Raw genomic sequence first — 12,998 nt, forward strand, 5'->3', positions numbered from 1 at the left:
GCTTATACGATGAACGACATGCGAAACTGTATGCCGATTTTGCGGATGACCTGATCGCAGACGGCAGCTTTTCCATCGTTTATGAGGGGGTCGCGCATGCCTGCTACACCCCGCTCACAATCGACAAGGCACCGCACTCGAAGTGTTTCGTGCTGGCTCCGTTGGCTGTCCTGCCCGAGTTTCAAAGAAAGGGTTATGCCACGCGCCTGATGGAAGAGGCGGAGCGGCAACTTGATGCAGATGTGATCTTCGTGATGGGAGAACCGTTCCACTATGGGAACCGATACAACACCCCTCACAATGTCCTGCCGCCTGTGAGAACGCAGGCTCCGCTTGAGTGTTGGTTTGCGCGCGAACTCACACCGGGCGCTTTGAATGGCATCGGAGAAAGCACTTCCAGCGTGACAGGCCCATATGCTGAGCCGCGCATGTGGGGTCATCCAAGCGAGCAAGTTTAGAGCCGAGTTCTGAAAACCAGACAACGCAACTCTGCTTCAAGCATCGGAGTAAGAGCCACCGACCTGGGAGGCCTTCTGGTGCGCGAATAAACTCACTAAATCTAGGAATGAACTATGAAACAATCAGAAATCGACGCCATTTTGGGAGTCCACAGACTGGCGTTTGGCGAAGCAGAAGGTGAAGAAACCGCTCAACTTGCCAAAGACTTCCTCGATCATCCAGACACGATCTCTATCAGTGTCAAACGTGGCGGGCGGATCGCAGGCAACGTGCTGTTCACCCCATTTGTCTTCGAGGATCACCCAGAGACAAAATGCTACCTGCTTGCACCTTGTGGTGTGTCGCCGGAGTATCAAGGCCGTGGCGTCGGTAAGGAGCTAATGGATACCAGCATCGAACACCTAAAGTCCATTGGAACGGACGCAGTGTTTGTGTTGGGCGTCCCGACTTTCTATCCTCGATATGGTTTTGTCGCGACTGACAAACAGACGCCTTACCCGGACCTGCTGACAGCGCATGAAGCGTGGATGGCACTTGAGTTGACGGCTGGAGCAATCGAGAGGTTGAGCGGCACGACGAAGGCAATCCCACAGTTCATGCAACCGCATTGGTGGGACACCTCTGGGCGCGAGTAACTCCATTTAACCCAGAACCAGGCATTTGGCATTGTTTGTTAAATGTCTGGTTTGTGTTCGCAACTCGGAAACTGCAAACTCCAGTTTTCAATGGCCTGTGCGGGCTGAACCAATCACCAGTACGAAGTGCTTTGAACCGCTGTTTTGAGCCGATTGTGTTGAAAAACACAAAAATGCCGCGCCTGAACCAATAGCCGCTAGACAGCAACATCGTTGACTCTGCTCTCTTGAGTGCTTTATCGCTGGCGTCATGATCAGATCGTTCTTCGCATCGCAGGACTATTATCCTCAGCTTCGATAGCTGCGGGCAATTCATCATTGGTTTTCCGCTGCCCTGACAGCGGTCAACGTAAAATCGACCTTGTGCCGGGCGGCAAATTCAAAGGTCGGAAAATGAACAAAAACAGCAGAAGTCAAAACACGTCGCTGGGCATTGTGGGGTTTGGTGCATTCGGACAACTCGCCGCCTTTCATCTTGGCCAGCACTTCAAGATATCGGCCTATGATCCGTCCGTGGAGGTATCCAAAGTAGCAACGCAACTGGGAGTGTGTCTGTCCTCATTGCACTCAGTATCGCAGGCTGATGTGATCCTCATTGCGGCACCGGTGTCCTCTTTTGAGCAGGTGGTCGGCGAGATCGCGGTTGCTTGTAAACCCAGCGCGCTGATTGTTGATGTGGGGTCAGTAAAAGTTGTTCCCTCGGAAATCATGCGGCGGCGGCTACCGAACCATGTAGACATCGTCGCGACCCACCCCTTGTTTGGTCCTCAGAGTGCCGCGACAGGTATTGAAGGGCTAAAAATTGCAGTCTGCCCCATTCAAGGAAGACGACATTTGAGACTGGCTGCTTTTTTACGCAAGGCTCTGGGTTTGACTGTCATCATGACAACTCCAGAAGACCACGACCAAGAAGCAGCGGTTGTCCAGGGCCTCACCCATCTCATCGCCAAAGTGCTGCTGCGCATGGGACCGCTGCCAACGCGTATGACAACGAAGAGCTTTGACTTGTTATCTGAAGCAATTGCCATGGTTCAGCATGATGCGCCAGAAGTATTCGAAGCGATTGAGAAGGCCAATCCCTACGCCGAGACAGTACGACGACGGTTTTTTGATTTGGCCGCAAGCTTGAATGTTGAGCTAGAGCCAGCATTGAGGACGTCACCACACACCGAAACCAGAGATTGATGAAGCGTCACCAAACGGCAGTTTCGTTCCGCTACTTGCTGGCCTATGCCCCACGCGGCGAATAACCACTGATCTTCACGTTTTCACCGCTGAACAGTGGCATCAGTCTATTGACCAATTCTTCCGGCGAGAGCCGGTGCGCCAGATCGGCTAGTTCGGGTTCACTGTCCGGATTGATCGGAGCGAGGTTCAAGAGGTTGCCGAGGTTGTCTGCAAAGCTTGGCGCTTTCACAGATTCCATGGCTTGCTTCAGCTGGCGGTCCTCTGCTGTTTCCTCGTCATCGGTCGTCTCGCGCGGATCTTCGAAGTACCCGTAGCCGGCCACACCTTGATCAAGATATTCGTCATACTCAGGTGGATCGTAAGTGCGTGGTCCAGTGACAGTCGCACGCTGCGACAAGGACGGTTTGGCGACAGGCTCAGGCTCCGGTTCTTCGAACTCAGACGATTTTGCCGACCACGCACTTTTTAGGAACTCATCAAACCGCGTCACAATCCTATCCTTGACCACAGGCACATCCGGCCAGGGCTTGCCCTTCTGACTGTCATTCAGCGCTTTGAACCGATGATCTTTGTAGTACGACACTCGATTAGTTCGGATCGGGAACATGCCCTTGCCGGTGATTATGACCTCTTCCTTGCCCAGACGGCCGATTTCTTCGGGGGTAAGCAGCGCCCGGCATTTCTCCGACCAGCTTTCCGACCGACCGGGTTCCTTCGACCAGTTGCGCCCCGAGACCGATTTCTGCGTCACTGTCTTGTTGCCAAGCGCCTTGGACAGCTTTTGCTTTGATTCTTCGGAATTTGGCGTCAGCCACACATGCAGATGCGAACTCTCGGTTAGGATCTCCTCACCAGATGGCCCATAATGTTCCCGAAGTGACGCCGGCGATTGCACAATCAGGCACAACCGGCCGCCATAGCCGGGCAGGGTGGTCACAGCATCAAGGACACCCTGCATTCTCCCCAGAGAATGAAACTCATCGATCAAGAACAGGACGGGCAGAAAATCTTCACCCGAGGCCATGAGACGACGACGCAGCGCGTTGATCGCGCACTGGATGAACAGACGCACCAAAGGGCGCGACACCCGCTTATGCGCTTCCGGAATCGAGATGTAGCAGGTCTGGGGGTCCCAACGCATCGATGCAAAATTGAAGTCATTGGTCTTTGTCGCGCGCACGATCGCGGGGTTGCGCCAGGCATTCAGACCGCCGCCCATCAGGACTGACAGGTAGATACCCAGCTGCTTGTTGTCCTGGCCCGCCATGCGCAGCATCGCGCCCTTTGAAACAGGATCAGGCGCACGCGCGGCGAGGGCGGCAAACATGCCCTTGTAATCCGGTATCTCATCATCGCCCGCCACTTCGGGCGTCAGCACCTGCAGCACCCGGCCAAGCGAAGGTTCGGGTTCATTGCAGACGATCGCCGCCGCGGCCTCAAAGATTTCCTGCGCATCTTCCATCAAGGACGCCTCGGCGCCAGTTGAACTTTTGGGGGCCAACAGCGCGGCACTGATTTCCGAGATCCGCACAAGCCGGTCTTCCAGATCATCCATTGCCGCAATCTCAACCAGCGGGTTGAAACTGTGCGACCGGCCAACAAGCGAACCGTCCGGGTTGTTCGAAAACTGCACATCGAAGGGCGACAGCACCCGTACCTTGTCGCCCTTTGCCTGCCGCCGCCGCGACGTGGTTTCGAAAAGCTCACCCTTCACATCATAGACGATCATTGAACCGGGATAGTCGAGCAGGGTGGGCACGACGATACCAACACCCTTACCGGAGCGCGGCGGTCCCGACACCAGCACCGTGCCCTGATCATCCGTATGGGCGCGTAGGTGCGGGGCCTTTTTCTCCGGTTTTCCCAGTTTGCCCAGCACCAGCCCCCAATCGCTGATCAACTGCGCTGCGCGGATCTCTTTGGCCGATGCCCATCGCGCGTCGCCGTGGGCGTCTGTGGCGGTGACGCCAAACACCATTCCGCCGAAGAGATAGGCAAGGCCCGCGCCGGTCATCAGTCCAAGCGTGATACCGCCCCAAAGGACCAGGTCCCAATCCTTCTGGTGCAGACTATTGCGCTGGCTGAGCAGGAGCCAGGGTCGCCATGTTTCAATGTCGCCATTCACCTTCCACGCGATCAAAAGTGCGGCCCAGAGTGGGATGCTTAGGACGCCAGCTGCAATCGTATACGGAAGGTGGGTCTTTGCCTGTATGGTGCTCATCGCAGTCTCCTTCAGGGCAAGAATGTCGGGGGTTGCAGGCTTCAAGACAAAGCGGGGCGCAACGCTGTTGAGCCCCATCTTTGGGTCATTGATCCAACGTCACAGATACAAATCCCGCGAGACGAACACGTTGATGTGCTCGCCCTGATTCACCCAGATTGTCGGCGGGATCGACAGGTATTCCTCAAAGGCATCCTGACCGGAATTCGCAAAGCCATCGGTTCCTGTGGACAGATCGTTCTCGCTCAGAGTGCGATTGCCGAAGCTGGAAATCCCCGAGAAGATTGAGATGAAGAATGCCGCTTCAAACTTGAGTCCAAAGTGGTGCTGCACATTGCCCGCCAAACCGGCGCGGCCCAGCCCGTCGACGCCGCGTGACCCGATCATGATGGAACGCTCGTCCGTTGTGATCACCCGGTTCCAGGCCACTAGGACCCGGCGCTGACCCAGAGAGATATCGGACGAGTATTCGCCAATCAGCGTTGACCCTTTGGGGATCAGGATTGTTGTTGCATCCGCAGACCACACATCCCGGCTAATGGTGGCTTTCAGTTCACCGGGAAGATCGGACGATATTGCTGTATCCAGAACGCCCGGAATCATGGTGCCTTGCGTGATCAGGCGATGCACATCCTGCAACTGGGTCGCCCGCGCTGTCTGGACGGTACGAGACGCGGCGGCATCGAGGAAATCGTTGCCCGTGCTGTTATTCGACTTGTCACCAGCACCCGCCCCGGCAGCACTGCGCCCAAGGCTGTTGGTCAAAGGCTGGGTCAACCGGTCTTCTTCAGCCTGAACCGCAGCCTGCGCCGCATCGTCTTCCTGTGCCGGTTCTGACGCTTGGCCCGGTTCTGTAATGGGTCGGGCCGCTTGAATCCGCGCGAGCAGTTCCCGTTGCCTGCGTTCATCGGCTAGCCGATCCTCTTCCAGCTTCTTCAGGAACGCCTCAAGCGCCTTTTCTTGTCGTTCGGTGCGCCGTTCCAGTGCGGCGAGAGCGGCTGCATCAAGATCCGGAGCAGGGGTTTCGGCGGCCGTTTCCTCAGCGGGTGCCCCGGTCTGCGCGGCTGCGATCAGTTCACGCAACTCGGCCAGCTCAGCCTCAAGAATGGCGACGCGCGGGTCAGGCTCTTGTTCGACCTTGGGCAAAGGTTCCGTTGGCACGGCACCAAAAAGGGTGCCCCCCTGATTGCGCTGATCCGGCGTCTCGTTGACTTCTGGAATGATGCTGCCGCGTCGGCCGGTCTCATCCCCGCCGCTGTTGATCCAGAAAAACAGGCCAACAAAGGCAACCAATGCACCGATGCCGAGGATCATGGGCAGGTTTGGGCCGCGATTTTCTTCCTCTGAGCCTTCGATGCGGTTCTCAAGCAGTATATTTTTCTGTGCCATCAGCGGCTCTCCCCACCTTGGCTTGCATTGCGCTGTGGCGTGGATGACGAAACCCTGCGGGGCTTATTCGGGTCGCGGTTCTGGTCGATTTCATAGAGGGGCATGTTGAATATGCAGACCACATAAGGCCCGTCGCGCAGGACCAGGCGCGGATAAACACCGGTCACGACAATGGTGCCGTCCGCAAGATCCGCTGAGTTGACCAAACGTTCACGCCCTCTGGCGTCCATGGCAAAGACAGCGGGCCGCACGCTTTGCTGTTTCAGGCGCAGATAGGTCTTGCGCCCATCATCAAACGCCACTTCCGGCCGCAGCAACCTGTCACCACTCGCGCTGTATTGCAGATTGGCAGGCCGCCCGGTGGTGTTGAAGGCCGCCTGGATGTTACCGGCCTGCCGGGGCTTGTAGCCCTTTTTCTGATCGGGATAGCTGAATCGATACAGAAACCCGACATTATCAGGTGGACCGGCTTCATGCGCCTGAAGAAGAAACACATAGCTGCGCAGGTTGGTTTGCAGAATGAGGTTGCTCGCCTGCGTGGTGGCATGTTTGGCCTTCAGGACAAAGCCGTTGCCAGCGGTCAGAGGGATAAAGTCCCAGGTCTTCGGATCGCCCCGGACCTCATCGACCATCTGTTCACCGTCTTGAAGGTGAATGCTGAGAGCATAGCCCCGCGACACATCGATCTTGTACACCTCGTCAGGGTGATACACGAGGGTGCGCACGCGCGCGTCTGTGCGTGTTCCCCGTCCTTTTTGTTCAGCTGAGACAGAGGCCGCGCCAAGCGCCAGCATCACAGCTACAGTGCAAATTATACGCAGCATTATCGCGCCTCCTCATCCAGTCGGTAATTGGCGACACAAAAGCCGGTTGGGTTGTTCCAACGCTCTTCCAGTGTCATGTATCCGGTGCGGTCGAACTCGTAGCCCATCGTCACCACGAAATTGCGCTCTGAGACGGGTGCGCCCTGTTGTTGGCGGGCGCTTTTCGTGATGCGCAGCGTGGCCGAATTTCCGTTGTTCAGCGTGACAGACCGAATACGGACATCCACGCGCCCAAAGTTGCCGTAGATGTTCATTGGGCTGTTGGGATTTTCCTCGTCATAGAGCGCGGCCAGATCCTCGGCGGCTCCGCCACAGGTCCGCCGGTACACATCGGTCAGACGTTCCCGCTGATCATGCGCGTCATAGGTTTCCCGATCGCGGGCATACTGGAACAACAACGCCTGTGTGACATACTCATCATCGTCCAGCGTGAGCTCGCCCAGGCGTGAGGCCACGTTGACCAGCCCGGTATGTTTGTCGACGGTCATGGTGATCGGTACGACCTGTTTGAGCGGCGTGAGGCCCATGACGGCTGCAACGCCCATCACCCCCATCAATGAGCCAGCCGCGGCCACGATATAGGCTATCTTTGTCCTGCGCCGCATCGACAGATACATCTCATCTTCCCAGCGGTCGTGGCCGTCATGAATGGTGGTGGTATCGGGCAGGGGAGAGCCCTGATACTGCCCGTCAGGATTGAGCGGGTCGGGCCTCAAATCTGCCGCTGCTTGTTGCATCTGGTGACTCCTCGTCTGTTGCGGGGCCAGCCCGCCAATGATTTCAATGAGTTTTGATCAGCTTCCGCGCCGTCGTGCTTCTTCGGCCATACGTTCGGCCCCACGCCTTACAGATTCCCGAATGCGCTGGTTGTTGGCCTCTGTTGCGGATGGCCTGTCGACCTCATTTGCAGCGCTTGCACGTTGATTGGAGACATCGCCCAGGTTGTTGCCGCCAGTGTTTGCGCCCGTCAGCTGGCCGCCCAGAAGTTTCATCCCAGCCTGACTAGCGCCTTTGATCTGTGACTCGCCGAGGTTCAAAGCCGCGCCGCCAATTCGCTGTGCGATCATCGGGCAGATCAGAAGCAATCCAGCGGTAATCCCGCTCATTCCTGCCAGCTTGAACATTTCCAGAGGTATGTCCGCGCCCGAATCCACACCCGCTGAAACCGCGTCAGCCGTACCCTGTGTGGCAGCGAGCGCGATGCCCATAACGCCAAAGAGCAGGATCTGGAACAATACGAGCATCGTAATGCCGCGAACCCAGCCATTGAAGATTTCTGCAGAACTGCGGAGATAGGCCCAAACCGCCATAACCGGAAATATCGCAATCAGAATAGCCAATAGAACTTTGGATGCGACGAGCAGCGCCAAAGCGATGACAATCATGAATAGAATCGAGACAGAGGCGATCAATGCCATCAGGACCACACCAAGAGCATCTCCGCCCAGATAGTCCGTAACGCCGTACGATCCCAAAGCGGTTATGATGTTTCTAAATGCCGTATTGGCGAACTCAGCAAAAGCCGTTGCAATGCCCCCAGCAGTTCCGCCTCCGCTGAACTCGCTGACTATGGTGTTCCCGACAGCCACCGGAAACCCGGTGATGAACGGATAGATAAACTGCGTCCAGAGAGCACCACCGGATACCGCTAAATAGAAAAACGTGAATCGAAAAACGAAAGTGATAAATCCGTCAAGAGAGAAACTGCCCCGGTATGCTGCCGTCACCGCCCAGACTGCCAACGCGGCCCCGGCCAACAGGGTAAGGAATTGAGCGCTGGGGGTCGCAAGCGCCTGGAACACCTGCTGCGACCCACCGTTGATGATGTCGTCAAAGCTTTGATCGGTGCCAACAAGGAAATCTCGGATGCTCATGACCCATCATTCCTTTTTCTGAATTTACGGATGCAGTCATTCACGGCCCGGTCCGCTTCATAGAATGCGTCCGATGCGATTCCATATTGCTCCGAGATTTGCTCGACGGTCATGCCCATTAGGTCATTGTCAATTTCGACCTCCTCGGTGATACGGACATCCCGTTCCGGCATAGGGTCATCTCGAGAAAATGCAGCCTCGCAATTCTCTGCATATGCGAACCTGACTTCGGCCGATCTGCGAGTGCGAGAAACTTCCAGTGCCTTTCCTAAGCGGAAGTTTTCGCGCTTTTCTGCAGCTGTCAGAGCAAAGGCGGGCTGGCCCGCCGCCAACGTGGTGGCGACGGTTGCAGCGATGAGAAGCGTGTTTGTAGGGAAGCGCATCAGTTTGATCCTTCAGGTCTGTACGCCTGGCGGGCGACAATGTCCTGACCGCGCAGACGCTGGTTTACGATTGCGGCGTCCAGCTGACCTTGTGCAGAGAGGGTCTGCAACAAAGTGGCGAGCATCATACCGTTCTCAATCGCTATGCGTGTGTTCAGATCAATGCTAGCTTTCAGATCATCGGTTGCGGAAATCTGCTCACGATAGCCGTCATAGCGCTCCATCGCTTCGCCAGCCCCGGCAAAACCTTCCTCGGCAACGGCGAGGCCGGCAAAGCTCGCGCCGGATACGAGATCATGCGACTTGGTGAGCGGATCTTCTGAGGTTCGACCCAATGCCTGCAGCCCGTTCAACGGTTGGAAGTCGACTTTCAGTTCTTCCATATGGTTGCTGAGACGGTTGTTCACCGACTTGCCGGTCATCGACAGTGTGGACAGGGACGAGGACAGCTTGCGCGGGGTTATATCACCATTGAACAGGTTGCCGATCGTTTCGCGCGCGCCGGTGATGGCATTGTGCGTCGCTCGCGCCTGGCGCAATTGCTCCTGAAGCTCCTGTAGCTGCAACAACGCATTGTCGAGGATCTGCGTGTTCAGACCAACCATTTCGCCGCTGGAATTCAGCAGCGCGATCAACTCGGCATGTTCTGCTGCACTGAAGGTTGGAACACCCTGTGCCTTGGCCGTGTCGGCAGTTCCGACAAACCCGGTCAGTGCAAGTGCAACAACCGCGGCGGTGCTTTTCAGAATGGTCTTCATTGTCTCGTCCTTTCCGGGGAGGGGTCAGATTTTGCCGATGCTGAGCGGCGGGGTGGTGGCAAGGCCGGTCTGAGGGACCGGTTCGGCATCGGCGATGTTGCAATTGGCCTTCAGCTCACGCGGCGGATCGAGAGCATCACCGGTAATGGTGCAGGCCCCGAGCAGGGGCAGGCCGAAGACGAAGACAAGGAATAGGCATGTGCGGGTCATTGGGAGGTCTCCTGAGTGGCTTTGGGGGTCATGAAGGCTTCGAGCCAGCCATCCTCACCATGCTCGGCGCGCAGCTGGTCCATCTCGGCAACGATGTCACCCGTGGCGGATAAGACCCGATAGAACTGTTCGGGAAGATCAAGCCGTGTCGAGACAACGCCCGATCCGTCTCCGTCATTGATCAGCACCAGTCGGGATTTTGGTGGCATGGATGAAATCGCGCTGAACTCGGCCTCAGTGAGCCGGAACGCATCAACATAGGTTTTGCGGTCGGCCTTGGGGTTGGCAAAGAAGATGCGGTTTTCAGTCGACTGGATCAGCGTGTCCGAGATTGAGGATTTGGCCGCATCTGAGGTCTCCTGGGTCATGAACACCAGAATTCCATCCAGCTTTCGGATGGTTTTGATCCAGTCCTGGATACGGGGACCAAACCGGGGATCGTCAAACAAAGCCCACGCCTCATCCACCATGATAATCAGCGGTTTGCCCTGCGCCAGTTTGCGCTCGATCCGGTAGAACAGGTAGTCCAGCAGGGGCAGGCGGATATCAGAAGCCTTGAGCAGCGCCGTCATGTCAAAAGCGGTCACGGCCTGATCGAGGCTGAAACTGTCCTCAGCATTGTCGAACAGCCAAGCGCGATTACCGGACCCATGCCACTTGCTGAGCGCATCGAGCAGCTGCACCGGCGCGTTCGCATCATCGACAGACCGCAGAGTGTCGGCAAAATCCGAGAAGGTGCGCAGAGCCGGATCACCATTGGCCAAGCGCCTCAGACCTGTTGCGATCCGCCGTTCCTGTTCCGGGGTGAGTTTGTCCGCACCGGTCAGGCGTTGAATGAAGCCTTCGAGCCATTCGATCCCTACTTCGTCGGTCGCCACCGCAAACGGGTTGAAGCCGAGGTTCATACCGGATTTCAGCTGAAGGTAAGTGCCGCCAATGGCTCGAATGAAGGTTTCCGATCCCCGGTCTTTGTCAAAGGCAATGAGGTGAGGGTGTTCGGGCAGGCGGTAGCAGCTGGACATGAGGAAGTTGGCCAGCAGGGTTTTACCTTCACCGGTCGCCCCGAAAATGGCGGTGGTTCCCGGTCCCTTGGATTTGTCTGAGCCTTCCCGATGAAACGAGAACCAGAACGGTGTGCCGGCGAGCGTCCGAAACGCCGCCACGGGCCCACCCCAACGCAATCTTTCCCGCGATCCGGTTGGCCAGGAATGTAGATTGGCAAAGTCGGCAAAGTTCTTGTCGGATACAAAGCGCTTTTTGCTTCGGGTCTGATAGGCGAAGTTGCCGGGCAGCTGCGCCCACCAGGCCGCCTCTAGCCCGATGTCTTCGCGCCGGGTGCGCAGGTCCGCGCCCGTCAGACAAGAGTTTACCCGCGTGGCTGCGTCTTCCATCTCCTCGCGCGTGTCACCGAGAACAGAAACCGTGAAGTGATGCCGTCCAATGGACATGGCACGGGAGGCAACCGCGTCGCGCGCCTCTGTCAAATCCTTCTGCAGCGACTCCGCCTCATCGCCTGCATCTGCCATGCCCCGTTTGGCGTCACGGATCTTTGAGCCGCCCGACACGCGATCCATCGGCGCATAGCATTGGGTGGCAATGAACTCGCACCGCTCCCCCAACAGTTCATCGAACATGTAGTATTTTGACCGTTCCGGATAGGCGTTGACCGCAAAGACGGCCGCAAACCGATCCTTGTCCCCACCCGGTGACAGGCTGTGAACATGGTCCTTGCGGAAAGTGATGCGCCCGTTTGGTACAGCATCGGCCAGATGGGTCCAGACGGAAGGGGCCTTTTGCCATATCCCGCTTTGCAGCATCGACAGGAATGACAGCGTGCGGCTGCGATCCGCCTCTGTTCCCGTGAGCCTGCGCGCACCAAACACCGACAGATCCCGCATGGCCTGTTCTGCAACCACATGCAGGGCTTTGCGGTTCTTTTCGCGGGCAGCAGTTGTTGCCGGATCTGTTGTTGCCGAACGCAGAGACCGCAACCCTGCATCCAGCAGCCGCTTGCCGCTGGTATATGGGCGACGCACGATCGTCAGGAAGTGGCGCAGCTCATAGGTCTCGTCCTGGTCCAGCTGGGCGCGATAGTGATGATCCAGGTCTTCAGAAAAGCCGGGGCCATTCACGGGCGACAGCGTCTCAGAGAGCTTCACTTTGGTGCGGATGATATGGCTGTAGAAGGCCGTTCGGTTGTCTTCAAAGCTGGAGGCCAGTCGGGCCAATACGTCATTGGCAGCCTTGATCGCGGCCCGATCCGCGGTTTCGTGGATGAACCCGGTGAGCTCCAATACCGCCACCAGATCCCCGTTGCGCGTCGTGAACGTCCCGTTCTGCAGGAAACGCACGAAGGGGATATGCGTGGTGGCGGGGACCTCTTGCGCGGCGCGGCGCGCGGAAGGCATGACCTTTTGAATCTCGGGGTGCATGTTCATATCGGGTCAGTCTCCGGCGTAGGAATTGCCGCCCCAGAAGGGCTTGTTTGGGGTGAACAGTTTGCAGTCGGCCATCGTTGCCAGGTGATCCGGCAGGTAGGGATCGACGCTGACGATCCAGCGGGCAGCGGCATAAGACGGGGCGATGGCGAGCAACGCCCAGAAGCCCAAAAAGCCCTGCGTCATGATGAACGTCATCAGGGGAATGCTGAGCGCCACAATGTGAAACGTCATCGGCATCCCGGCCCTCTCAGAAGGCCGGGTAATCGCCTGGAATATCCGGTTATCGTCGCTCATCAGGTTGCAAATCCCTGAATGGCTTCGGCAATACCGAAGGCACCAAAAAAGATGCCCAGCACCACGATGATGACGAAGAAATGGCCCCAGGTGACAGGCACGCGCGGGCTGGCGGCCGAGATGCCGGCGAGCGCAATGGCGGCTCCGCCGAGCAGAATCCCGTTGGCACCCGTGATAAAGGCCCGGATCTGGGTCAGGATCGATACAGGAGCTGCGAACAGATCCTGTGCCATTGCCGGGCCAGCGACCGCCATGAACGCCATCACGGTCAGTAGGGCGACATTTTTGGGGGTTTGTTTCATTGACGTAAGCCTCCTGGGAT

General features: G+C 57.3%; 14 protein-coding genes. 3 read left to right on the forward strand and 11 right to left on the reverse strand.

From position 1 onward, the window contains the following. From ACR0K9_RS17970 to ACR0K9_RS17980, 3 genes are all read left to right on the forward strand, one after another. On the forward strand, positions 1 to 458 hold a 458-nt coding region (locus ACR0K9_RS17970), incomplete at its 5' end, for a GNAT family N-acetyltransferase (RefSeq protein ID WP_480825288.1). A 114-nt stretch (positions 459 to 572) separates the two neighbouring features. Next, complete coding sequence (locus ACR0K9_RS17975; RefSeq protein ID WP_480825290.1) at positions 573 to 1,094, forward strand: GNAT family N-acetyltransferase; 522 nt, start codon at positions 573 to 575, stop codon at positions 1,092 to 1,094. A 231-nt stretch (positions 1,095 to 1,325) separates the two neighbouring features. Continuing rightward, positions 1,326 to 2,279 (forward strand): prephenate dehydrogenase/arogenate dehydrogenase family protein, encoded by a 954-nt coding sequence (locus tag ACR0K9_RS17980; RefSeq protein WP_480825291.1) that lies wholly within the window; start codon positions 1,326 to 1,328, stop codon positions 2,277 to 2,279. 43 nt (positions 2,280 to 2,322) lie between these two features. On the opposite strand, the gene ACR0K9_RS17985 is transcribed toward ACR0K9_RS17980, so the two are convergent. The 11 genes from ACR0K9_RS17985 to ACR0K9_RS18035 form a co-directional block, all read right to left on the reverse strand. Then, positions 2,323 to 4,503: a type IV secretory system conjugative DNA transfer family protein gene (locus ACR0K9_RS17985; protein ID WP_480825293.1), complete on the reverse strand. Its 2,181-nt coding sequence runs from the start codon at positions 4,501 to 4,503 to the stop codon at positions 2,323 to 2,325. 99 nt (positions 4,504 to 4,602) lie between these two features. Further along, positions 4,603 to 5,892, reverse strand: a complete 1,290-nt coding sequence (locus ACR0K9_RS17990) for a TrbI/VirB10 family protein (RefSeq protein ID WP_480825294.1) — start codon at positions 5,890 to 5,892, stop codon at positions 4,603 to 4,605. Then, positions 5,892 to 6,686 (reverse strand): TrbG/VirB9 family P-type conjugative transfer protein, encoded by a 795-nt coding sequence (locus ACR0K9_RS17995; RefSeq protein WP_480825296.1) that lies wholly within the window; start codon positions 6,684 to 6,686, stop codon positions 5,892 to 5,894. Before ACR0K9_RS17995 ends, ACR0K9_RS17990 begins: the two co-directional genes overlap by 1 nt. 29 nt (positions 6,687 to 6,715) lie before the next feature. Further along, positions 6,716 to 7,453, reverse strand: coding sequence for a VirB8 family type IV secretion system protein (locus ACR0K9_RS18000; protein ID WP_480825298.1), 738 nt, complete (start codon positions 7,451 to 7,453; stop codon positions 6,716 to 6,718). 57 nt (positions 7,454 to 7,510) lie between these two features. Beyond that, positions 7,511 to 8,590, reverse strand: a complete 1,080-nt coding sequence (locus ACR0K9_RS18005) for a type IV secretion system protein (RefSeq protein ID WP_480825300.1) — start codon at positions 8,588 to 8,590, stop codon at positions 7,511 to 7,513. Continuing rightward, complete coding sequence (locus ACR0K9_RS18010) at positions 8,587 to 8,973, reverse strand: hypothetical protein (protein WP_480825302.1); 387 nt, start codon at positions 8,971 to 8,973, stop codon at positions 8,587 to 8,589. The genes ACR0K9_RS18005 and ACR0K9_RS18010 overlap by 4 nt, the downstream gene beginning before the upstream one ends. After that, positions 8,973 to 9,731, reverse strand: a complete 759-nt coding sequence (locus ACR0K9_RS18015; protein ID WP_480825304.1) for a type IV secretion system protein — start codon at positions 9,729 to 9,731, stop codon at positions 8,973 to 8,975. The genes ACR0K9_RS18010 and ACR0K9_RS18015 overlap by 1 nt, the downstream gene beginning before the upstream one ends. A gap of 24 nt (positions 9,732 to 9,755) precedes the next feature. Then, positions 9,756 to 9,941 carry a hypothetical protein gene (locus tag ACR0K9_RS18020; RefSeq protein ID WP_480825306.1) on the reverse strand — a complete coding sequence of 62 codons (186 nt, stop codon included), beginning with the start codon at positions 9,939 to 9,941 and terminating at the stop codon, positions 9,756 to 9,758. Further along, positions 9,938 to 12,379 (reverse strand): VirB4 family type IV secretion/conjugal transfer ATPase, encoded by a 2,442-nt coding sequence (locus ACR0K9_RS18025; RefSeq protein ID WP_480825308.1) that lies wholly within the window; start codon positions 12,377 to 12,379, stop codon positions 9,938 to 9,940. Before ACR0K9_RS18025 ends, ACR0K9_RS18020 begins: the two co-directional genes overlap by 4 nt. A gap of 6 nt (positions 12,380 to 12,385) precedes the next feature. After that, a complete protein-coding gene (locus ACR0K9_RS18030; protein WP_480825310.1) occupies positions 12,386 to 12,676 on the reverse strand; it encodes a VirB3 family type IV secretion system protein in 291 nt (96 codons plus the stop codon). Then, positions 12,676 to 12,978, reverse strand: a complete 303-nt coding sequence (locus ACR0K9_RS18035; RefSeq protein WP_480825312.1) for a TrbC/VirB2 family protein — start codon at positions 12,976 to 12,978, stop codon at positions 12,676 to 12,678. The genes ACR0K9_RS18030 and ACR0K9_RS18035 overlap by 1 nt, the downstream gene beginning before the upstream one ends. Between the last annotated feature and the right edge of the window lie 20 nt (positions 12,979 to 12,998).

The organism is Ruegeria sp. L12 (assembly GCF_056531745.1).